18 protein-coding genes, 2 pseudogenes, 1 riboswitch and 1 other annotated feature are annotated in these 22,001 nt (G+C 43.4%); of the genes and pseudogenes, 12 read left to right on the forward strand and 8 right to left on the reverse strand.

Annotated features, from left to right (window positions below):
- The first annotated feature begins 206 nt into the window (after positions 1-206).
- Positions 207-860, forward strand: a complete 654-nt coding sequence (locus OKX00_RS21065; protein ID WP_265410606.1) for a spore coat protein — start codon at positions 207-209, stop codon at positions 858-860.
- 474 nt (positions 861-1,334) lie between these two features.
- Entirely contained in the window at positions 1,335-3,362 is a 2,028-nt protein-coding gene (locus OKX00_RS21070; protein ID WP_265408722.1) for a Na+/H+ antiporter, read from the forward strand.
- 332 nt (positions 3,363-3,694) lie between these two features.
- Here OKX00_RS21070 and OKX00_RS21075 read toward each other — a convergent pair.
- From OKX00_RS21075 to OKX00_RS21090, 4 genes and pseudogenes are all read right to left on the reverse strand, one after another.
- Positions 3,695-4,057, reverse strand: a pseudogene (locus OKX00_RS21075) (SDR family NAD(P)-dependent oxidoreductase); the annotation flags it as partial.
- Between the two features lie 18 nt (positions 4,058-4,075).
- Positions 4,076-4,903 carry a MetQ/NlpA family ABC transporter substrate-binding protein gene (locus OKX00_RS21080; RefSeq protein ID WP_265408723.1) on the reverse strand — a complete coding sequence of 276 codons (828 nt, stop codon included), beginning with the start codon at positions 4,901-4,903 and terminating at the stop codon, positions 4,076-4,078.
- A gap of 21 nt (positions 4,904-4,924) precedes the next feature.
- Entirely contained in the window at positions 4,925-5,590 is a 666-nt protein-coding gene (locus OKX00_RS21085; RefSeq protein WP_265410607.1) for a methionine ABC transporter permease, read from the reverse strand.
- Complete coding sequence (locus OKX00_RS21090; protein ID WP_265408724.1) at positions 5,580-6,593, reverse strand: methionine ABC transporter ATP-binding protein; 1,014 nt, start codon at positions 6,591-6,593, stop codon at positions 5,580-5,582. The genes OKX00_RS21085 and OKX00_RS21090 overlap by 11 nt, the downstream gene beginning before the upstream one ends.
- A 76-nt stretch (positions 6,594-6,669) precedes the next feature.
- Positions 6,670-6,775: riboswitch (SAM riboswitch) on the reverse strand.
- A gap of 304 nt (positions 6,776-7,079) precedes the next feature.
- On the opposite strand from OKX00_RS21090, the gene OKX00_RS21095 reads away from it, so the two are divergent.
- From OKX00_RS21095 to OKX00_RS21120, 6 genes are all read left to right on the forward strand, one after another.
- The gene (locus OKX00_RS21095; protein ID WP_265408725.1) at positions 7,080-9,404 is read left to right on the forward strand and encodes a putative thiazole-containing bacteriocin maturation protein; all 2,325 of its coding nucleotides are present in this window, start codon (positions 7,080-7,082) and stop codon (positions 9,402-9,404) included.
- Positions 9,401-11,341, forward strand: a complete 1,941-nt coding sequence (locus OKX00_RS21100) for a TOMM precursor leader peptide-binding protein (protein ID WP_265408726.1) — start codon at positions 9,401-9,403, stop codon at positions 11,339-11,341. The genes OKX00_RS21095 and OKX00_RS21100 overlap by 4 nt, the downstream gene beginning before the upstream one ends.
- Before the next feature lie 22 nt (positions 11,342-11,363).
- Positions 11,364-12,929 (forward strand): SagB family peptide dehydrogenase, encoded by a 1,566-nt coding sequence (locus OKX00_RS21105; RefSeq protein ID WP_265408727.1) that lies wholly within the window; start codon positions 11,364-11,366, stop codon positions 12,927-12,929.
- Positions 12,930-13,364: 435 nt separating this feature from the next.
- Positions 13,365-13,703, forward strand: coding sequence for a hypothetical protein (locus OKX00_RS21110; RefSeq protein ID WP_265408728.1), 339 nt, complete (start codon positions 13,365-13,367; stop codon positions 13,701-13,703).
- A 229-nt stretch (positions 13,704-13,932) separates the two neighbouring features.
- Positions 13,933-14,182, forward strand: a binding site (T-box leader).
- 49 nt (positions 14,183-14,231) lie between these two features.
- Positions 14,232-15,560, forward strand: a complete 1,329-nt coding sequence (gene brnQ / locus OKX00_RS21115) for a branched-chain amino acid transport system II carrier protein (protein ID WP_265408729.1) — start codon at positions 14,232-14,234, stop codon at positions 15,558-15,560.
- A gap of 48 nt (positions 15,561-15,608) precedes the next feature.
- Entirely contained in the window at positions 15,609-15,836 is a 228-nt protein-coding gene (locus OKX00_RS21120) for a hypothetical protein (protein WP_265408730.1), read from the forward strand.
- 198 nt (positions 15,837-16,034) lie between these two features.
- Here the strand turns inward: OKX00_RS21120 and OKX00_RS21125 are convergent.
- Together OKX00_RS21125 and OKX00_RS21130 are read right to left on the reverse strand one after the other, a co-directional pair.
- A pseudogene (locus tag OKX00_RS21125) lies at positions 16,035-16,109 on the reverse strand (DUF1801 domain-containing protein); the annotation flags it as partial.
- A 130-nt stretch (positions 16,110-16,239) separates the two neighbouring features.
- Positions 16,240-16,635: a VOC family protein gene (locus tag OKX00_RS21130; RefSeq protein WP_265408731.1), complete on the reverse strand. Its 396-nt coding sequence runs from the start codon at positions 16,633-16,635 to the stop codon at positions 16,240-16,242.
- A gap of 412 nt (positions 16,636-17,047) precedes the next feature.
- Here OKX00_RS21130 and OKX00_RS21135 point away from each other — a divergent pair, with 412 nt between their 5' ends.
- From OKX00_RS21135 to OKX00_RS21150, 4 genes are read left to right on the forward strand one after another with little or no spacing between them, the layout of a single operon-like run.
- Positions 17,048-17,704 (forward strand): GntR family transcriptional regulator, encoded by a 657-nt coding sequence (locus OKX00_RS21135; RefSeq protein WP_082683615.1) that lies wholly within the window; start codon positions 17,048-17,050, stop codon positions 17,702-17,704.
- Positions 17,701-18,405, forward strand: coding sequence for a DUF2848 family protein (locus OKX00_RS21140; RefSeq protein WP_265408732.1), 705 nt, complete (start codon positions 17,701-17,703; stop codon positions 18,403-18,405). The genes OKX00_RS21135 and OKX00_RS21140 overlap by 4 nt, the downstream gene beginning before the upstream one ends.
- Positions 18,402-19,184 (forward strand): carbon-nitrogen family hydrolase, encoded by a 783-nt coding sequence (locus OKX00_RS21145; protein WP_265408733.1) that lies wholly within the window; start codon positions 18,402-18,404, stop codon positions 19,182-19,184. The genes OKX00_RS21140 and OKX00_RS21145 overlap by 4 nt, the downstream gene beginning before the upstream one ends.
- A 15-nt stretch (positions 19,185-19,199) precedes the next feature.
- Positions 19,200-20,504: an MFS transporter gene (locus OKX00_RS21150; RefSeq protein WP_265408734.1), complete on the forward strand. Its 1,305-nt coding sequence runs from the start codon at positions 19,200-19,202 to the stop codon at positions 20,502-20,504.
- Positions 20,505-20,703: 199 nt separating this feature from the next.
- Here the strand turns inward: OKX00_RS21150 and OKX00_RS21155 are convergent, their stop codons facing one another.
- Both OKX00_RS21155 and rbsK read right to left on the reverse strand, forming a co-directional pair.
- On the reverse strand, positions 20,704-20,943 hold the full coding sequence (locus OKX00_RS21155) for a hypothetical protein (protein WP_265408735.1): 240 nt from the start codon (positions 20,941-20,943) through the stop codon (positions 20,704-20,706).
- A 129-nt stretch (positions 20,944-21,072) separates the two neighbouring features.
- Positions 21,073-21,993 carry a ribokinase gene (gene rbsK / locus OKX00_RS21160; RefSeq protein ID WP_062238998.1) on the reverse strand — a complete coding sequence of 307 codons (921 nt, stop codon included), beginning with the start codon at positions 21,991-21,993 and terminating at the stop codon, positions 21,073-21,075.
- Positions 21,994-22,001: the final 8 nt, after the last annotated feature.

A 22,001-nucleotide genomic window follows, 5' to 3' on the forward strand; every position in this document is an offset into this window, starting at 1 on the left:
TCAATAACCTTTCCATAAAAGCAAAGCATCCCCATATCTATTCTTCTTTCCCTTCAAGCACGATCAATCCCCAATATTTTACCATGTTCATTCAAAAGAAGATCCTTGCCTTTTTACTTTTTTTACCAAAAACAAATATGATAAGAGAAGCCTCTAAGCGAATAATAAACTTGTTCATCTTGAACCAACATCAGGAGGTAATTATGATGCAAAACCAATACAACCAACAAACGAATTCGCCCAATTTCAATATACAGCAAGTACCAAACCAAATGAATCATGGAGGACATGAAGTGTTTGACCTTCATGAGATCCTTTCGGGGTTAATCAACGTTCTTGATCAATACATGATGTTTCGATCCTTTGCGAAAGATCCAGAGTTGATCGACATCCTGGACAGGCAATATAGGTTTATTCTTGATCATTACAACATACTTTGTGAATGCTTTACGTCGGGTGCAAATCCCTCTCACCCGACATCAGAATACAGGATGAAGCAGAACAACAAAGTTATCTATGGGCTAAAGCCTTCACAGCCTAAAAAGCCGAATCAATCCATTTCAGAAATTAAGGACCAAGGTCTTTCTGGGCATATGCTTGGCCTCATAAAATCCACAGCCTCCCTGCTGACGATGACTTCAGTGGAAGTAACGAACCCCGTTGTCAGAAGGGTCATGGCTGACAATGCAGCCAACTATGTCGAGATGGCTTATGAAATTTTTCTTTACCAAAATAAGCACCAGTATTACCAGGTACCACAATTATCTCCCCAAGATATGCAGCAGATGACCCAGAGCTTCATTCCAGCAACCGGCCAGCCCCAAATGCCGGCACAAGGGCAGCAGCCTTTTCAACAATAATCAAAGAAACAAAGAAAACTCGCCAAATCGGCGAGTTTTTCCTTCGCTTAAAATCCTGCGATCGCAAACCATACAATCGGGAGAAAATAAAAAAAATTAATCCCTAACCCAATTAGGCTGCAAATTTTCCCTGAAGAAGCTAACCGCTGATCCTTTTGATTAAAAATGACTATCTTTTTGATACACATCCGTGAAAAATAAAAACCCATTAATCCAAATATGAAACCAGGAAACAAGCTAACCATTCCAAAATACAGACCAAGAAGTGGATAGACCAAGATATAAATAATTGACAAGATTCCGAATAGAAGAGAAAACATTGGCTTGAAATGAAATTCCCTCATCCTAAGCCCCCTTGAAATAAAACATCATATAAAGATATATACTCCCGTTTAAAAAATTTTAATCCACAGGCCGATTGGTACACTTAAAAATACAATTATGTTACAAAATAGATAGGAGAGGAGGTAGATCATGGAGTTTTTTCTCGTTATTTTATTACTGCTGTCCCTTATCGGCCTATCCAGCCTGATTAATCATTTTATCCCTTACATACCGGTACCCATTATTCAGATTGCTTTAGGAGTAACGCTTGCTACCCTTCCGCTGGGAATACAAATCCCCATGGAGCCGGAATTATTTTTCATTCTCTTTATCGCCCCTTTACTTTTTCACGATGGGAGACATGTTTCGAGGCACGCTTTATGGAAACTCCGTAAACCGATCCTTTTGCTGGCCCTCGGTCTGGTTTTTGTCACCGTATTTGCCATTGGCAACTTAATTCATTGGCTTATTCCTACGATCCCATTGGCTGCCTCCTTTGCCCTTGCAGCGATTCTCTCTCCAACCGATGTTGTTGCTGTAGGTTCCATTTCAAGCCGTGTGAAGATACCGAAACGGATTATGCACGTTCTTGAAGGAGAAGGATTAATGAACGATGCTTCAGGATTGGTTGCTTTTAAATTTGCCCTTGCCGCATCCGTCACCGGCGCTTTTTCATTGGCACAAGCCAGTTGGAGTTTTTTAGTCATATCGATTGGAGGATTCCTTGGCGGTGTCATTTTAGCCATCCTGATTATTCAGTTGAAGACATCTATTCGAAGGCTTGGTATGGAGGATGTTACGATTCATATGCTCATTCAGCTTCTTACCCCTTTTGTCATTTTTTACATTGTCGAGCATTTACATCTCTCCGGTATCTTGTCGGTTGTAGCAGCCGGGATTGTCTACACCATCCATCAGGATCGAAGCCGGGTTCCAGTTGGACAGCTGCAATTGGTTTCCCAAAGTACGTGGACGGTTCTCATCTATATTTTAAATGGGCTGGTGTTTGTGCTGTTAGGGTTGCAGATCCCTAGGGTGGCAAGTGAAATATTTAAGGATCCCTCCTTTAATAATTGGCAGGCAACAGGCTACATCCTCATCCTATGGGCAGCCCTTATTCTTCTTCGTTTCCTTTGGATTTCGGCAACCTGGCGCTGGGGATGGCTGGACAGGAAACAGCCTCAAACTCATTCTGTGAGAGCCATATCCATCCTTACCCTTTCAGGAGTACGAGGGGCGGTAACCCTCGCTGGTGCGTTTACGATTCCCTATGTGATCGCCGGAGGAAGTCCCTTTCCGGAGCGTTCATTAATCATCTTTATCGCAGCCGGAGTGATCTTGGTTACCTTAATCGCTGCAAGTGTTTTCCTTCCGCTTCTATCACGGACGGAAAAAGAAAACAGTGAAAAGCTGAAAGAGGAAATGGAACGGACGGCCAGGCTGCGAACCCTTGAAGCTGCCATCCATTCTGTTGAGGAATCCTTAACGGATGAGAATCGGGGTGCGGCAGTATCCGTCATCACCGCTTACAATACGATTCGTAATGAGGTAAGCGAAAAGAGTTCGGAGCAAGTGGAATTGGAAGAATCCGTGGTTCGGCTGAAGGCACTTGAGGCGGAAGTCCGCTACTTTGAGAATTTAAAAAGAACAGGAAAGATTGACAGGGATACGGCGAATCTCATTGAGGAACATATCCAGCGAAGGCGGCTCGCTCAAACAAACCGGATGCAGTATAGAAGATTGTTCATTTGGACGCTTTTTAAAAGAAGTTTACTTTCTTTCGTAAAGCTTTTCACACCAAAACACAAGGAACGCCGTAAAAATCGCCGCTTGCGAACAAAAAAACTGATTAAGCTAAAAGTCAACATGGCGAAGGCTGCCATTCACTATTTAAAGAACCATATCACGCCAGAAAATAAACACATTTATCTAGGGGTTATAGGGGAATACAATCGATTAATTATGACGTTCAAGCTTGCGAAAAAAAGCGAGGAATCCATCCATCACGCCCAGATGAAAAGAGAGCTCCAGATCAAAGCGTTCCAGGCAGAGAGGGACGAAATCCAGCATCTTTACGAAGAAGGGGACGTCACCAATGACATCCTCAGGGATATTCGTAAGCAGATCAATATTCGGGAGGCGTATTGGATGGAGGAAACGAGCGTACAATCTCAATAAATCCTCCTTTAAACCCAAGACCTTTATATGAAAAGGGAGCTGTCCAAGAAGTCTGTAAGCTGTTGATTTCCGTTCCAGGCTGCTCGCTTTTACCGGTGTGAACGCCTACTTTTTGGTGCAAGCACCGGCGGGAGTCTCACCTGTCACGCTAGTCCCGCAGGACAAGGAAGCTCCGGCAGCTTTTTATCGCACGAAGAAAATGTGAAGTTCATTTTCGAGGAGTCTCGCATCTTCCGCTTCAATCAACTTTTCATTGAAGATTTTCAAGACAAAAAGGAGCTGCTGAAGGTCAATTTTCGACTTTCAGGACAGCCCCTTTGTTTTGATTAAATTTAATTCTTATTTGCAGAGATTTCATTAACAATTTGACTCAAAGCCTCGTTTATTGGTGTAACAGGGCGGCCAAGCATTTTTTCGAAATCGTTGCTCTCTACCTCTAATTCACCATCCCGAATACCTTTTTGGATGTCGACAAGCATCATATAGCCGCATAAGCAGTATCATCGACTTGCTGCACGGATACTTCTTTACCTAATACAGTTCCAACAGCAGACGCCAATTCTTCTTGAGTCATAAGTTTCTGAAAGTTCGTAAACGGTATTCTCGTTTCCGTTTCCGGCCAATACTGCTGCTGCCTCCGCATAATCTTGTTACAGTGCCCAGCCTGTTCTGCCTGTACCCGCAGATGTAACCCATCTTGTTCTTCATTCAATTTACTTCTTCATCCACTCCGGCTTCCCAAAACCTTTAAATTCTTTATCTATGGTTTTTTCAAACTCTTTGGATTCCACGGCTGCTTTAATGTCTTTAGCGAATTGGGATTTAACATCTTTTGTGTTCACAACGACCCGGTTACGGTATTGATCCGGCATGTTCTCAAGGAAGAGAGCATCCTGCAATTTCATTTTTGCCGCAAGCGCGAAGTTACCCGGAACGGCCGATACATCTGCACTTCCAACCGCTCTTGGCAATTGCGCAGCTTCAAGCGGCTTGAATTGAAGTTTCTTCGGATTTTCTTGAACATCTTTTTCTGAAGCGGTTAATGGATTGACATCTTTCTTGATGGTAATTAGACCGGCATCCTGGAACATTAACAGTGTTCTGGCAAGGTTAACGGGATCGTTGGCAATGGCTACCGTGCTGCCGTTTTTGATGTCTTCAATTTTTTTGAATTTCTTGGAATATACACCCATTGGCGCAGTTGGTACAATAATCAGTTCAGAAAGCTTTAAATTCTTTTCTTTTGCGAAGTTTTCCATATAGATTTTGTGCTGGAACAGGTTCGCATCAATAGATCCTTTAGCTAATGAGAGGTTCGGCTGAATGTAATCACTGAACTCTACAATTTTAACGTTATATCCTTTCTTCTCCAGTTCAGGTTTGATGGCTTTATTGACCATATCACTGTATGGGCCGGCTGTTGCTCCAATGCTGATGTTCTTCTTGTCTCCTGAGCTTGATGATCCGCTGGAAGTTGAGCCGCATGCTGACAGAACACCAATGGCTAGTAATAGAATGAGTGCTGAAGTAAACTTTTTCATTTGTTTCTCTCCCCTATTGTTTTATTTTTTATCTACGAGTTTGGAGATCTTATCTCCGGTGAATTGAATGATTTGGACGAGTAAAATCAAAACGACTACCGTGGTAATCATGACGGTATTATCATAGCGATAGTACCCAAATCGGATGGCCAAGTCACCGATTCCTCCCCCGCCAACAATACCTGCCATGGCTGAATAACCGACCAAGCTGATTGTCGTGATTGTTAATCCTTGAATCAAACCCGGTTTGGCTTCCGGAAGAAGCACATCCTTAATGATCATCCATGAGGTTGCCCCAACTGCTACGGCTGATTCGATCACTCCCTTATCGATTTCTCGGAGTGACGCTTCAACCATTCTTGCAAAAAAAGGAATCGCAGCAACAGAGAGGGATACGGAAGCCGCAGTTGGCCCAATTGTTGTCCCTGTAAGCAAATTGGTTAACGGCAATAACGCCACCAAAAGAATAATGTAGGGAATCGAACGAATCAAGTTGACGATCCATCCTGTAACACTTTTCACAGCGGAATTTTCAAGGAATAATCCTTTATCGGTTACAAAAAGCAATACACCAAGCGGGAGCCCGATGATGATGGCCACGGCTAAAGAGATGCCCACCATATAAAGTGTTTGGAAGAACGCATTGTTTAAATCAGGAAGAAGCTGTACAAGTGAATCAAGCAACATCATACACCACCTCCAAACTCCTTGTTTTTCTTGTAATATATTCGATCGCTCTCTCTACTTCGGTATTTTCACCTGTAAGCTCCATAATGAAAATGCCCAGAGGGATATCCTGTATGTACTCAATCTTCCCGTGCAGAATATTTCCTTTCACGTTGTATTGCTGGAAAAGCTCTGACACCACTGATTCTTCGGCAATCTCGCCTTTGAACTGAATCTTGATGATCTTCCCTTTGCGGTTTTCAATGAGCTGCTTAGGCAATTCAAATTGCAGGATACTGTTAATAAAATCTTTGGTCAGCGGTTTCTGAGGATCAGAGAAGATGTCATAGACCTCGCCCTCCTCAATCACTTCACCATTTTGCATGACGGCTATCTTATGGCAGATTTCCTTCACTACTTCCATCTCATGCGTGATCAGAACGATGGTCAATCCCAGCTTGCGGTTAATGTCCTTTAATAAGTTTAAGATGGACTTTGTTGTGCTTGGATCGAGGGCAGAAGTGGCCTCATCACATAAAAGCACCTTCGGGTTATTGGCAAGCGCCCTGGCAATTCCGACCCTTTGTTTCTGACCTCCGCTCAACTGAGCCGGATATTGATCCTTCTTATCCGCAAGATCCACGAGGTCCAATAGTTCCAATACTCGCTTTTCCGCATCATCCTTTGATTTGCCCGCTGCTTTCAAGGCAAATACAATATTTTCATAGACGGTTTTTGAACTGACCAGATGAAAATGCTGAAAGATCATGCCAATCTTTAACCGGGCTTTTCTTAAATCTTCTCCTTTTAAAGAGGCAAGATTCACCCCATCAATCCAAACCTCACCCGATGTTGGCTTCTCCAATAAATTTAAACATCGGATCAAAGAGCTCTTCCCTGCACCGCTGTAACCGATAATGCCGTAGATCTCTCCTTCTTTTACCGTAAGAGATACGTTGTTCACCCCCACGATCTCTTTTTTCTTCGAACGGTAAACCTTCAACAGATTTTTGACTTCAATCATGAAACAACCCCCTCTTTCTTTCCAAATAAAAAAGCCCCTTTCATCATGAAAGAGGCATTGGATTATAAATTCAATCACCTTATCTTTCAGAATGAAAATCATTCTGTAGGAAGTGGCACCTTTCCAAATTGGAGGTTGCCGGACGTCATAGGGCCTAATCCCTCAGTCACTCTCGATAAGAACGGTTATGCTATTGTTTTTAGAACATTTCTAATAATAAAGCGATTCTCCTCCATTGTCAATACTATCCATAGTAGATTTGTCGGAATTAAACGTTTATATTTGTTGATGTATGATAACTAGGCATATGGACAGTAACTTGGGACAACCACATCCCATATTTTATTTTGAGGGTACTTTTCCAGAAAAAACGTTTGTGTTCTGGCGATTTCTCAGCTCGTTAAACCCGTAAAATAAAGTAGGAGGTTTTTTTATTGAATGAAGAATTCAAGTGGGATCTTCAGGGGCTGCACACTGATGGTGTAAATGTCAGCAATGTTACCCCGAATTATCCTCAGGATCAAGATACAAGTGATTCCGCTCGTCTATGTGTTGGCTTTGGCATTGGCTTCTGTGTTGGTGTATGCGGTGGCTTTGGTGGATGCGGTGGCTTTGGCGGTTGTGGCGGTTGCTTTGGCCGCTGCTTTGGCTGTGGCGGCTGTGGCGGCTGCTTTGGCCGTTGCGGCGGCTGTGGCGGCTGTGCCCGTTGTGGCGGCTGCGGCCGCTGCGGTCGTGGCGGAAGCAGTTAAGCTTCCGATCGGCAGTGATAGGTATTTTAACAAAAGACCGGCCCTGCATATCCCTCGGCAGGGCTTTTATCGTTTGGATAGGCATAATGGACATCAGGCATCCATAGAGTTAAATGATGTAAAAGATGTAGAGCATCTAAAGAGGAGGTCGGTCATGCAAAAATTAAATCCTTCTATGTGTTTAAAAGTAAACAGAGACACGTTTGTTTTTCCGGATTCAGCTAAAGGTGTATATCTCCGGAACAACGTAAAATCTTTAAGAATGGAAGGCAGCACCATTGACCGATGGCTGGAAAAATTAATTCCTATTTTCGACGGAACCCGTACTCTTGATTCTGTCACAAACGGTTTACCAGATGCTTATAAAGAACAAGTGTATAAGATCGCACATGTTCTGTACGAGAACGGTTTTGTCCGTGATGTAAGCCAGGATCTCCCCCATCAGCTTCCTGATCGCATCCTTGCTAAGTATGCCTCCCAAATCGAATATTTAGATCATATTCGTGATTCAGGCGGTTACCGATTTCAAGCCTATCGTCAGGCAAAAATAGCGGTAATCGGTTCGGATTCACTTCTCCTCTCTCTCGTTCAATCTCTCATTCAATCAGGGCATCCTTCTTTCAGCGTCATACTCACTGAATCACACCCAACGATTCAGCAGCGGTTAAATGAGATGATAGCCGAAGCACGCAGGTCAGAGCCCGAAACCAAAATCACCATCTTAAGTTCCGGGAAAAATTCATGGAGAGAAAATGCAGAACCGTTTGATTGCATACTATATGGATGCAAGGACAGTGATTTATCTCAACTTCGTACCCTTCTGGCCATCTGCAAGGAACAAAAGAAGAATGTTCTTCCCGTTACTATTTTAAAAGACTTAGCTTTTGCCGGCCCGCTCGTTTTTGCTGAATCCGATTCGTGCTGGGAGTCTGCCTTCCGCAGACTGCACCAGAGGCTGAATGAAGAAGGCAATGGTTCTCACTCCTTATCACAAACAGCAGGTGCGCTAATAGCCAATGTGGCGGTTTTTGAGCTTTTTAAAGAAATCACGGGCGTACATGAGGGAAAAAGAGAAAGACCATTTTACTTGCTTAACTTGGAAACGCTCGAAGGAAGCTGGCACACCTTTCTCCCTCACCCGTTGGTTACTGGGCGTGTTTATGCCGAACCGATTAACGACCCGGCTGCATTTCTTGAAACATGCGATCATCAACAAATGGACTTACATTCCCTGTTTTACCGGATTACGTCAAAAGAATGTGGCGTTTTTCATCTTTGGGAGGAAGCAGATTTACTCCAGCTCCCGTTATCACAATGCAAAGTCCAGGTTGCTGATCCGCGTTCAGAAGGCCCTGCCAAGCTCTATCCTGAGACTGTCTGTTCAGGACTCACGCATGAAGAAGCTCGCCTGGAGGCAGGTCTGATTGGAATTGAAACATATGCCAGGAGTTTTGGGAATGACTTTTTCAGTGAGCATCCTTCATCATGGGGAATCGGGATGGGCAAGACCCCTGCAGAAGGTTTATGCAGAGCACTGCAAAACGCACTTCATGAAGAATTTGTGAAGCAAGCAGATCACGGTGTCACAAAAGCCACATTGGATGTAAGTCTTGTCAATGATCATCGCTGCCAATTTTTTCTGCAGGCTCTGAGAACCAAGAAGTCTGAACCAGAATTTTTATGTGGCCGTGAAGTACTGGGTTTTCCTGTCGTTTGGGTTGAATCAAACGGCAAGTGGTATGGAAGCGTTGGATTGAATATGCAGATGGCTTTAAGCAGAGCATTACAAACTGCTGTGATGGATTCTCAAAATCGAGAAATCTCACATTATCCCTATGGGGTTGCGGTTTCCTCCATTACATCGCAAAAGGATGCTCAACAGAAGGTTCGGGTTCCTTCTTTTGAAGAAAAGCCGTTAGACGAAACCTTCCATTCTGCAATACATCGATTAAGACAGAATAAAAAACAAGCAAACATCTTTGAACTTCATCTGGAAGCGATTTTTAAAGAGAATACGGCTGGCATTTATGGGATTGCGTTAAGCGGGGAGGAACTTCCATGAGCCAATCCATCATCATCATCGGAAACGGAATGTTAGCTGACACCGTAAGCGAACAATTGAGCGGGCTCTATTCCATTACACGCTGGGCCACTGTAAAAGAAGCCGTTCCGAATCAAGGAAATCTGGCATTAGTGCTCCACGATTCCTGGGTTCCGGCTGAACACCTAGAAGCCGATGAGGCCTTTTCGTTCTTTGGCATCCCTTGGCTTCGGGGATTCGTATCATTTGGTGAAGCCAACATTGGACCGCTTGTTCTTCCAGACAAACAGGGGTGTTCTCAGTGCGCGGATAGGCGGCGTTTTATGGCGGGATCTGACCGGAGAGAACAATTCCAAATGAAAGAATACAAGATGGATCAACCTGGTATCGAGCAAGATCCTTGGGCTTCCGCTTCAGGATTATTGCAAACTTCCTATCTCATTCAAGAAGAGGTCCATAGATTGTTAAAAGGAGAAAAAGCCCGCACGTATGAACATGTATTTCTTCTGCAGTTAAATACGCTCCGGCTATCCTATCATTTCTTTTTGCCTGACCCATACTGCCCTGTGTGCGGCGATCTTCCAGAGGATACAGCGGATACCGCAGAGATCATACTGAAACAAAGCCCAAAGACATCAATCGATAGCTATCGCTGCCGCTCGCTGGAAGATATGGAGAAGGTTCTGGGCAAGGATTACTTAGATAGCAGAACGGGCCTTCTTAATCATAAACGATATGACTTCATTTCCCCTTTTGCCGATACGATTGTCAATCTTCCTCTACTATCAGGCGATGAGTTAACGGGTGGGCGAACCCATTCGTATGCTCAAAGTGAACAATCCGCCATCTTAGAAGGACTGGAGAGATACTGCGGCTATGCCCCAATGGGTAAACGGACCATGGTTTATGAACCATATTCCAAGGTGGAAAATCATGCCCTTAACCCACGATCAATAGGACTTCATACAAAAGAACAATATGACATGCCCGGCTTTCCTTTCAGGCCATTGGACCCCGACCGGCCCATTCATTGGGTTTGGGGCTATTCTTTATCACAGAACCGGCCCATCCTGGTACCAGAGACGTTCGCCTATTACAGCTTGGGTGGCGGGGAAGGCTTTGTTTATGAAACCTCTAACGGCTGTGCACTCGGCGGGAGCATGGAGGAAGCGATTCTTTACGGTATTTTCGAAATTGTTGAGCGGGATTCATTTTTAATGACATGGTACGGCCAACTCCCTATTCCTCGTCTGGATTTGTCTTCCATAGAAGACCAGGAGCTTCAGCTCATGATCCAGCGCATACACACAGTGACCGGATATGAGGTGCATTTATTTAATTCGACGACCGAGAACGGCATTCCCAGCATTTGGGCACTTGCCAAAAACACGAAGCAAACGGGCATGAATCTTTTATGTGCCGCTGGAGCCCACATTGATCCATTAAGAGCTGTAAAAGGAGCCGTTCAAGAACTCTCGGGCATGCTTCTCACCATGGACGATAAGCTGGAAAAGGAACGGGAGAAATATAGGCAGATGTATGATGATTCGTTACTCGTTCATCATATGGAAGACCATTCGATGCTATACGGGTTAAAAGAAGCGGAGGAACGCTTATTCTTCCTTCTCGATCAGCGCCCGAAAAGGAGCTTTCAACAGGAATTTCATCCGGTTCATAAATCCGCTGATTTATTGGATGATGTTGTGGAGATCCTGGAAGTTTTTCGACAGCTTCAGCTGGAGGTCATTGTTGTGGACCAAACAAGCCCTGAACTGAAACGAAACGGGTTACATTGTGTAAAAGTAGTGATACCCGGGATGCTGCCCATGACATTTGGACATCACCTTACTCGACTAAAGGGATTGGATCGGGTGTTGAACATACCAGCGAAACTCGGATATGTGAGAGAGCCGCTGACTTATAGCAGCCTTAACCCGTATCCTCATCCATTTCCATAGCAGTCCCAAAGGGGGAAAAGGAATGAACCTCGATGAATTTTTGCATAACCTGCATTATGAATCTGACAAAATAAAACCCCGGGACTGGGAGGCGAATTGGGACGACGCCCCCCTTCCCTATAAGCTTTACCGAGGGTTGCCTGTAGTGGAATTACCCGCAGATATTCCGCTCCATCTCGAACAAAAGAAAAGAAACTCCAAACCGAATCTCCAAGAAATTGGTCACTTTCTTAAATATACCTTCGGGCTTACACAGGTTAGCCAAACGCTTCCTTTTGATGAACAAACCGAAGAATGGACAGCATACCGGCGCTTTGCTCCATCCGGCGGTGCACTGTATCCAACCGAACTTTACATCTATTTGAAAATCGAGGATCTCCCTGAAGGCATTTATCACTATGATGCTGCACACCATCGTTTAGTTTGCTTAAGGGAAGGGAATTTTGACAGCTACTTGAACAGAGCTCTGGGCAATCGCTGTGACATGTCCTCCACTTTTGGTACCGTATTTAGCTCCACGTTTTTTTGGAAGAATTTTTTCAAATACCATAACTTTTCTTACCGTCTGCAAGGGCTGGATAGCGGCTTTGTGATCGGTCAGCTGCTGGAAACAGGAAGACGCATGGGCTTTGAGACGGGGGTGTATTACCATTTTCTTGACCGTGCCATTCATCATCTTTTAGGACTATCCGAGCAAGAAGAAAGTGTATATGCGGTGATTCCTCTTTCCGTTGATCCAGCCATGAACTGGTTTACGAGTGATGAAACAGAGGAACCCTCCACTGCTGCTTCGTTATGCCGTGAACTGAAACCACTTGACCATCAGCATTACGTCCGATCCAAGAAAATTTGCGAATATCCCATGCTGATTAAGATGAATGAAGCGTGCATGCTGGACTCGTTCCCCACTCATAAGCAAATGGAAAAAGAAAAGAAAGAAGAGCCAGCACATCCCTTTCACCTGCTGCCTCGTGTGGACCGGTTATCGTATGATTTCTCTTCCGCCTGCCGAAATCGATATTCGCCTGGAATGGACTTTGTTCAGAAACCCATAAACCAACATACTTTATCAGCCCTTCTATTCGAAGCCTTCTCCACTTTTTCTTACCGAAATGATCTAGACAATTCTTTTCAGAAACCTCCTTACCGTGTTTCACTCTATTGCTGTATGTATAACATCGAAGGTTTACCAAACGGAGCTTATTTTTGTGATGGATCCAATCATGCGTTACAACCTATTCAGGAGGGTGATTTCCGATGCCGGCTGCAAGGCGGACTGCTTGCTGATACTGTAAACATGACTCAAGTTCCACTTTCCTTCACGATCTCTGGCCATAAGGATCATTACCAAAGCGCTTATGGATACAGGGGACATCGTATTCAGCACATGGAAGCTGGAATTCTGTCTCAGCACCTGCTTCTGGCAGCTTCGGCATTAAATATGGGCGGGCATCCCCTTCTCGGATTTGATGTCCAATCCTATGATGACCTCTATAAACTGAGTGAAAAGGGAAAAACCAGCCTGCTCCAAATCCCTTTGGGCTATTTCAGGCCCCATCCCAGATTACAGGGAAACCTGCATGGCTGATGCGGTTACCTATAATAGATGAAATTCTTCAAGCCCTGTAAAGCAGCGATTGGTTATGTTCGCTTTACAGGGTTTACTATTTATTAAACAATCGTTTGATTAAACTCTTCTACTTCCTCCACGCTCGGAGAAAAAGCCGGGAAAAAACGAGCGTTCATCTCACCAAATCCTCCAAAAAAGTGATTGGCCTTACAGCCCTTCACTCTTTTTTGGCATGTTTTCTTTTTGCCAGTTTCAATTTCTCAAGGGCATTTTTACCTAACAAATCTTGTAAACAAATTTTGATTTTAATAGACAAGCATACAAACAAAAACTATGAATCTTGAATATCTTAAATAGAAATTTCTTTTAAACTACTAAACATAGAAACAAAAGGCAAGAATCCTGAATATAGAAATTTCATTTACATTACTCTTGAAGGGAGAGTTGGGTAATTTGTCAAGCAGCCATAAAAAATCAGATTGTCAATGTGACTGTGTGGAAGAACTTGCAGAACAACTAGAAAAAAGAAGAGGAGACTTCGTTGTTGTTTATGAAAGAAATGGCGATATAGCTCGCGGCACTATAAAAGATGTAAAGTGCGATTCGGTTCTTATCCTTAAGAATGCAGATAAGATGAGTTGTTGTTTTGGGGCAGGTTATATATCATTTACAGAATTAGTAATAAGTATTTGTGAAATAACAGAGTTTGGTGTTATGCAGGGTGATACTCCTTGTTCTTCTCCTGCTGCTCCAGATGATGATATATTTAAATCGTTAAGCGGAAACAAATAAGAAAACATATTTTCTTTTTATTTCCTGCTAAGTCCACCTATCACCAGCTTTATTTGCTGATGGTTAAACTTATCCAAAGACCCATGCTTGTTTGTCAGCATGGGTCTACTGCATAATATGTCTTATTCAAGGAACAGGTGCCAGTCGTTCCAATAGAAACAATTGGAATTGTTAAAACTGTCAAAAAATATTGACTTATTGATTTGCCTCTGCTAAATTATTTTTATACTTAAAATCGATGAAGAGAAGAGTAAGATTTGATCCCTGTCCTAAAGAGAATCGGCGTTTGGTGAAAGCCGATGTTCAGGCCTTGTCCGAAAATCATCTCTGAGATGCAAAGCTGATGAATGGTAAGCTTTTGCCGGGTTGTCCGCCGTTACAAAGGAACACGTATGATGGTACGTTGACTGAGAGCCGTATGCTTATTTATTATAGCTGCGGAATTAGGGTGGTAACGCGAGCGCAAACTCGTCCCTGTTTACAGGGACGGGTTTTTTTATTTTTCAAAACAATAAAGGAGAGATTACTTTGAGAAAACTGGACACCTTATTTATTGGATTAATGCTATTTTCTATGTTTTTTGGAGCAGGAAACCTGATCTTCCCGCCTTTCCTGGGGGCACAATCGGGAACATCCTACTGGCTCGCCATGGCAGGGTTTATCATTACGGGCGTAGGTCTTCCCTTTGCCGTACTATACGCCGTTTCCCTTGTAAAAGGAGGTGCTCAAACGATCGCCAATCGTGTTCACCCGGTATTCAGCACGGTATTTATGGTTGTCGTCTATTTATCCATCGGACCATTCCTTGCCATTCCAAGAAACGCCAATGTTGCTTATGAGATGGGGATTAAACCATTTCTCGGTCAATCACACTCATCATTGGTTTTATTCTTATTCACCGTACTATTCTTTACACTTGTTTATGTCGTCAGCTTGAATCCATCCAAAATGGAAAAATACATGGGCCGCTGGATTACCCCTGCTTTGCTATTAGCGATGGTTGTCCTGTGCGTGGCCGGATTTGTTAAACTGGATGCACCGTTCCAATCACCATCAGCGGCATATCAATCCGGGGCTTTTTCTACAGGCTTCCTGGAAGGGTATAACACCATGGATGCCCTTGCTTCACTCGCATTTGGAATCGTCATTCTTACATCCATTCAGCAAAGAGGCATAAAAGACAGAAAGCAATTGACGAACTATACATTGAAAGCCGGCCTGATTGCCGGAGTATTGCTTTCATTGGTTTATGTCAGCCTTGGGTTAATGGGGGCAAGAATGGCAGCAAGCGGATCGTTTGAAAATGGCACCGACATTCTTTCAGCGGCCTCCACCCTTTTATTGGGACAAAGCGGTAAAACCTTGCTCGGATTAATTTTTACGTTAGCCTGCTTTACTACAGTGGTCGGATTAACCTCAGCCTGTGGCCAATATTTCTCAAATCTGATTCCAAAAGCAAGCTACAAGACAGTGGTATTAGCCGTCACACTGGTTGGGTTCACCCTTTCAAACCTGGGATTAAACCAAATCCTTAAAGTTTCCGTGCCGTTCCTTGTCACAGCTTATCCGTTAACCATCGTGCTGATCACATTGACGTTTTTCCATCGCTTCTTTAAAAATGCAAAAAAAGTGTACGGAAGTGCCCTCTTATCTACAGGTTTATTTGCCGTCATCGGCGGGTTACAAGCGTTCGGACTGAAGCTGGGTCCTGTTCAAACGATGAGTGAATTCCTGCCGCTATCTTCTGTAGGATTAGGATGGGTCGTACCCGCAATTGCCGGTACAGTTATAGGGCTGGTTATTAGCCGATTCAGCAGCAATACTTCAGCGGCAGGAGAGGAACTGAAAGCTTCATAAAGTAATCATAAATACGAAGAAGGGGCTGTCCAAGAAGTCTGTAAGCTGTTGATTTCCGTTCCAGGCTGCTCGCTTTTACCGGCGCGAGCTCCTACTTTCGCGGGGCGTGCGGTGAGCCTTACCGGCATGAACGCCTACTTTTTGGTGCAGGCACCGGCGGGAGTCTCACCTGTCACGCTAGTCCCGCAGGACAAGGAAGGCTCCGGCAGCTTTTTATCGCACGAAGAAAATGTGAAGTTCATTTTCGAGGACTCTCGCATCTTCCACTTCAATTAACTTTTCATTGAAGATTTTTCAAGCCAAAAAGGGGCTGCCTGAAGGTCAATTTTCGACTTTCTGGACAGCCCCTTCTATTTTAATTTGGAGTTCAAAAACAGCCTAAGCTTTAAAGGTTTGCCGAAGGTTCTCATGCTGGATGGCCGTGGTTTCAAAAGAGAAAAGCCGGAAGACCAGCTGAACGAATACACCCAGTCCACGTTTTTTTAGGTCCACATTTTCAATAAACTCGATCACACTGCTGTCGGTTTCTTTGGTTTTTAATTCGTACATATTGATCTCTCCTTTTTTTGCCGAACAGCTCCATTAGACATTTATAAAGGGTTGTATTCTTAATAACAGCTAAAAACCAGAAGGAATCACTACCTTCTGGTTTTATTTATTCTATCAGATTTCAAGTATTCTATTTTGCATTCTCATCGGGTTGATGAATTCCGAATATATTTCCTTCTGTATCAATATAGTATCCTTGCCACGCCATTCCAGGCAAAGCATATTTGGGCATTGCCACCTTGCCGCCATGCTCCATAATTTTAGCTTCCGTGGAATCGTAATCTTCCACTCCCATTGTACAAGCAAATCCATTTAACGCCTGGTTGGTTTCCGGAGAAGCACTTTGCCGCTGCATCAAAGCACCATTGATTCCAGGTTCTCTCTCATTGCCAGTTACTGCTCCAAAGTAAGGCATTCCTGCATACTCACTCCAATCCTGGAATGACCATCCGAATACCTCTCCATAAAACTTCTTTGCACGGTCCATGTCACTTACATGAATTTCAAAATGAACTAATCTTCCCATGATTCCCTCCTATTTTTTCAAGAATCAGCAATCATTGAGTGCGCTTACACTTTCCTATTAACTAGTATAACAACCCTGGGAATAAATTCAATTTTTTATAGGATTTTTCATGCTTTTTCTCGCTTTTTTGGCCTGTTCAAACAATCAGTTATTCCCTGCCGCTATCTTCTGTACGATCATACCCGCACTTGTCGATACAGTTTTAGGACTGGCTTTTAGCCGTTTCAGAGCAATACTCTAGCGGTAGAACAGGAACTAGCTTCATAGGCTGTAAAATAGAATAAAAAACAAGATGAAGCGGATCAAAAATGGACCTGCTTCTTTGTTTTATTTACAGCAAAAACCTCAATGCACTTGTAATTATCTGAATAATCTGTATTATATATTATATATTATATATTTGAGGTGCTAAATGATGAAAAGTCGATCCTTCCATGCTAACCCACTAAAAGTGCAAGCTTACAACATTCTGAAAGAAGCGATTATAAATGGGCTTTTCAAAAAAAATGAGGTGATTACAGAAAAAAGAGCTTTAGAAGAGTTCAATATTAGCAGAACACCTTTTAGAGAAGCCGTTCAATCCCTTGAAACAGAAGGATGGCTCGTATCCATCCCTTATAAGGGGACATTTGTAAGCCCTGTTACAAAAAAAGATATTGAGGATGTTTTTGAGCTAAGAATGCTTGTAGAACTTCATATTGTAACAAAAATCAGTTCTTCTATTAGCGAAAAGAGTTTAGAAGAGTTAGAGAACATTATTCTTTTAATGGAAAGAGAAATGAGTCAGGGCAATGAAGATGAATTCATTATCCTCGACCGGGAGTTTCACAAAACGTTATATGACCTTGCAGAAAATAAAAGGCTTATCAGTATTTCTGAACAAATATCAGATCTGTTCCGCAGAATTGGAGTTCAAGTTATTCACCGTCAAAACCGTTGTGAAGAGGTCATTTCGGAACATAAAAAAATAGTTCAGGGTTTAAAAAACGGTGATGCCGTGGATGCCATGCGGATTCACCTTGAGAAAACAAAATCTGCACTAGAAGAATTAAACGAGGAGGAAAAATGATGAGATTTTCTGTAGATAACTCTGAGGATATAACCATCGAGATTAAACAAAGTGTATGCATTGGGTATTCTGGCAGAAACAAGGAAATGGTTCAGCATCATATTGATGAGCTAGCAAATGAAGGAATTCCCGCCCCCCCAGAAATCCCTATGGTCTATCCCGTTAGTAACCTTCTTGTAACTCAAGAGGATCAGATTCAACTTTTAGGTGAAAAAACATCCGGAGAAGTCGAATTCGTTCTAGTTATTACCCCTAACGGAAATTACGTCACCGTAGGATCAGACCATACGGACCGATCACTTGAAACGATAAGTATTCCATACGCAAAACAAGTCTGTCCAAAGCCAGTGGGAAAGGCAGCTTGGCCATTGGAAGAATTGCTTCCCCATTGGGATGAACTGAAGCTGAAATGTGAAATTTTCACTCAAAATCAATGGGAGACATATCAGGATGGCAGCATCTCCTCTGTCCTTCCTGTTACTGACATATTAAAGTTTGCTTCAGAAAGAAACCGCATCGATCAAGAAGGAACAATCCTTTTCTGCGGAACCGTACCCATCAACGGCGGTATATTTAAATATGCTGATGCCTACCGGATGACGTTAACTGATCCTGTCTTAAATAGAGAGATCCAACTGGAATATAAAGTTGTACCTGTTGAGAAATCAGATTCTCTTTTACCAAAGGAGGCAGTGAAATGAAAGTAGCGGTATGCCAGTTAAATGTGCTTCAGGGGGATCGCGAGAGCAACTTGTTAAATGCAGAACAAAAGATTGACGAAGCCGTACTAAACGGAGCAGAGATTGTTGTCCTGCCGGAGATGTGGTTAAGCGGTTATGATTTTAATCATTTAAGGAAACACAGTGAACCACTCGATGGAGAAACAAGCCTCTTTTTATCAAGAAAAGCCAAGCAGCATCAAATTTGGCTGATTGGCGGTTCGTTCACAGCCGATCGAGGAGACGGTATTTACAATACAAGCCTAAGCTATAACCCATCAGGAGAACTAATAAATACATACAGCAAGATGCATTTAATTGGGCTTATGAATGAGGATCGGTACTTAAAAGGTGGTCTGGATTCACCTTTATTTGATTTGGGGAGCCATAAAGCTAGTTCGGTTATTTGTTATGATATTCGTTTCCCTGAACTTATGAGGTATTACGCGGTTGAAAATGCATCGGTTCTTTTTGTTCCGGCACAATGGCCCATTCAGCGTGAAGAACACTGGAGAATACTCCTTCGTGCAAGGGCTATTGAAAACCAATTCTTTGTTATTGGAGCCAATGTAGCTGGCCGAAACGAGAATGATGTTTTCAATGGACATTCTATGATCATCAGCCCTTTAGGAGAGATTATTGCGGAAGCAGGTTCAGAACCAACGATTCTCTATGCCACAATAGACCTTGACTCCGTTTCCTCAGTCCGTGAAAGGATGCCAGTGCTAAAGGACAGAAAGCCGGAATTGTATAAAATTTGAGGAGGTCAATGAAACATGGAACAACCTATAAACAAACAGGAAATTGGATTTAGCGGTAGCACAAAGCCCCGTTCACGAGTACGCTGGTGGCTCGCTTTACTATTCTTTGTTATTGGTTTGATCGCATATATGGACCGTTCCAATATCGCTGTCATTGCTAAACCTATGATGGACGATTTAAATATGACAAAAGTACAGTTTGGGCTTCTTGCTTCCTTTTTTTCATTAGGATATGCTTTATCACAAATACCCGCTGGAATGCTGGCTGAGCGCTTTGGAGCCAGAAAAATAGTATTTTTCGCCTTAATCTGGTGGTCAGTCTTTACTGGTTTGACTGCCATTGTAAAATCACACGGGCTATTAGCTGCTGTTCGTTTTCTTTTTGGCGTTGGAGAAGGACCAATGTATCCGGGAAATGCCGTGTTTAATACGTACTGGTTTCCAAAGCAGGAAAAAGGGCGTGCTTCCAGTGCATTATTGGCCGGCTCCTATTTTGGACCTGTTATTGCGCCGGTGCTTACAGTAGCTATCTTTCAACAATGGGGATGGGAAGCTGTTTTTTACATTTTTGGAATCCTGGGCTTAATAGTAGCCTTTTTATGGTACTTGCTTGGACGCAATAAGCCAGAAGATCATCCTTATATCAGTAAAGAAGAAACCCAATACATTCTTGAAAATCGAACGGTTCAAGAAGAGAAGAAAGAGATTGCGCCTTGGAGATTCTTTTTAAAGAACGGTCGTTTTTGGGCGCTCGGTATACAGTACTTTGTGGTTCTTTATATTGTTACCTTCTTTTTAGTTTGGCTTCCTACTTACCTTCAAGAAGCTAGAGACTTCTCATTGTCCAGTATGGGATTTGCAGCAAGTCTCCCTTGGCTCTGTATTTTCGTAACCGTAATGACGGGCGGTGCCATTTCTGATTATCTTGTAAAAATCGGCAAGTCGAAACTTATTGCTCGCGGCGCTTTGGCCATTGGCGGACTGATTGTCTTCTCAATTTCCATGTATCTGGCTGCATATGCAACTACGCCTTGGATGAATGTACTCTGGTTAACCATTTCACTTGGTTCTCTTGGATTTCCAGTAGTTACTTCGTGGGCAGCAGCCGTCGACCTAGGGAATGAGTTCTCCGGTTCTGTTTCAGGCTGGATGAACCTCTGGGGCAACATTGGCGCATTTTTATCCCCTCTACTATGCGGATGGCTGGCTCAGACAGTAGGCTGGGAAAATACACTTATCATTTCGATCATGCCTATCCTTGTTGCTGTTATTTTGTGGTTTGCCGTTAAGCCAGATCGTCCGTTAACAGAAACGAGATAATTCCCAATATTTCTAAAAGAAAAACCCTGTCACGCAGCAAACAAATAGCTGTTTTACAGGGTTTTTCTACTTATTAAACGATCGTTTGAAAGAACGCATCTACTTCCTCCACACTTGGATAGGAAGTTTGAGTACCGCGCTTTGTATGAATCTGTTAATTTCATTTCCCGCAGCACTTCTTATACTTTTTCCCGCTTCCTCACGGGCAAGGCTCATTTCGGCCTGTTTTTTCACTTGTCCGAAATGGTATGACATTGGAACCTGGCACGGTTGCCATATTAGACCCTTGCTTTCCTCCATCCTCCCTTGAGCTGATTGGAGAATGGCCTTTTAAGAACCACTGAGTAGACGTATTGTACACATTCACAGCTTTATCTGTCATTGCTCTAAATGCTTCCATCGACGGGAATTCGAATTCCCCCTGTAAAAATCCCATCATTTCATTCAGGCTGCCGCCATTGTTAATAAGATTGATCCAAGGCAACGATCTATTAAAACAGCCAAAATAAAAAGACGAGTGATTACACCCGCCTTCTCATTTATTATACCAGTCAACTAGTCCGAAGATTTAAACTCTCTCTTTTAAAAACTCTTCTACTTCTTCCAAACCAGGATAAGAAGTCTGTGTCCCGCGCTTCATCACACTTAATGCCGCAAACGCCGTCGCTTTTTTCATCGCCTCCAGCACATCACCGCTCTGTACAAAATAATGAGAGAAGCAGCCGATGAACGCATCGCCGGCACCCGTTGTGTCTATTGCATCAACCTTATGTGAAGCGACCGTTTGAACATCATCCTTTGTCACCCACATCACTCCCCGGCTTCCCATCGTTACGATCACGTTTTTCACGCCCCGTTCGATCAAGGTCATGGCAGCCACTCGAATCTGGTCGTCGGTGTCGACCGGCATATCTGTTAAGATTTCCAGTTCGCTTTCGTTCGGAATGAAAAAGTCGCTTTTGCAGACATACTCAAAATCCAGTTCCTTTGAGGCCGGTGCCGGATTTAAAATCACCGGAATGCCATGCTCATTACCGAATTCAATCGCACGGTATACGGTAGGAAGCGGAACCTCCAGCTGCAGGACGATAAGCGAGCACTGTTTCAGCTTTTCTGCCGCCCCATCCACATCTTCTGGTGAAAGATGCTGGTTCGCTCCTTTAATGATCAGGATGCGGTTCTTGGACTCAGGGTCCACAAAGATCGGCGCAACCCCGCTTGAGGTGCCAGGCACCTTGACGGTAAATTCCGTATCAATGCCGTACTTCTCCAGGTTGTTGATCGTGTTGTCGGCAAACAAATCATCTCCGACTTTCGTAACCATCATGACGTTGGAGCCCAGTTTCGCTGCCGCTACCGCCTGGTTTGCTCCTTTTCCGCCGCATCCGATTTCAAAGTCCGGCGCTTCAAGTGTTTCTCCTTCTTTCGGCATCTTATCAATGTATGAAATGAGATCCACCATGTTGGATCCGATCACTGCAATATCCATGTTTCTTC

Origin of the sequence: Fictibacillus sp. KU28468 (assembly GCF_026153615.1) — a bacterium.
GTDB lineage: Bacteria > Bacillota > Bacilli > Bacillales > Fictibacillaceae > Fictibacillus_C > Fictibacillus_C marinisediminis.

Excerpts from the sequence above, each read along its gene's own strand:
- OKX00_RS21065 (WP_265410606.1), top strand. The coding sequence starts at position 207 with ATGCAAAACCAATACAACCAACAAACGAATTCGCCCAATTTCAATATA.
- OKX00_RS21070 (WP_265408722.1), top strand. The coding sequence starts at position 1,335 with ATGGAGTTTTTTCTCGTTATTTTATTACTGCTGTCCCTTATCGGCCTA.
- OKX00_RS21080 (WP_265408723.1), bottom strand. The coding sequence starts at position 4,903 with ATGAAAAAGTTTACTTCAGCACTCATTCTATTACTAGCCATTGGTGTT.
- OKX00_RS21085 (WP_265410607.1), bottom strand. The coding sequence starts at position 5,590 with ATGTTGCTTGATTCACTTGTACAGCTTCTTCCTGATTTAAACAATGCG.
- OKX00_RS21090 (WP_265408724.1), bottom strand. The coding sequence starts at position 6,593 with ATGATTGAAGTCAAAAATCTGTTGAAGGTTTACCGTTCGAAGAAAAAA.
- OKX00_RS21095 (WP_265408725.1), top strand. The coding sequence starts at position 7,080 with ATGTCAGCAATGTTACCCCGAATTATCCTCAGGATCAAGATACAAGTG.
- OKX00_RS21100 (WP_265408726.1), top strand. The coding sequence starts at position 9,401 with ATGAGCCAATCCATCATCATCATCGGAAACGGAATGTTAGCTGACACC.
- OKX00_RS21105 (WP_265408727.1), top strand. The coding sequence starts at position 11,364 with ATGAACCTCGATGAATTTTTGCATAACCTGCATTATGAATCTGACAAA.
- OKX00_RS21130 (WP_265408731.1), bottom strand. The coding sequence starts at position 16,635 with ATGGGAAGATTAGTTCATTTTGAAATTCATGTAAGTGACATGGACCGT.
- OKX00_RS21135 (WP_082683615.1), top strand. The coding sequence starts at position 17,048 with ATGATGAAAAGTCGATCCTTCCATGCTAACCCACTAAAAGTGCAAGCT.
- OKX00_RS21140 (WP_265408732.1), top strand. The coding sequence starts at position 17,701 with ATGATGAGATTTTCTGTAGATAACTCTGAGGATATAACCATCGAGATT.
- OKX00_RS21145 (WP_265408733.1), top strand. The coding sequence starts at position 18,402 with ATGAAAGTAGCGGTATGCCAGTTAAATGTGCTTCAGGGGGATCGCGAG.
- OKX00_RS21150 (WP_265408734.1), top strand. The coding sequence starts at position 19,200 with ATGGAACAACCTATAAACAAACAGGAAATTGGATTTAGCGGTAGCACA.
- OKX00_RS21155 (WP_265408735.1), bottom strand. The coding sequence starts at position 20,943 with ATGATGGGATTTTTACAGGGGGAATTCGAATTCCCGTCGATGGAAGCA.
- rbsK (WP_062238998.1), bottom strand. The coding sequence starts at position 21,993 with ATGGATATTGCAGTGATCGGATCCAACATGGTGGATCTCATTTCATAC.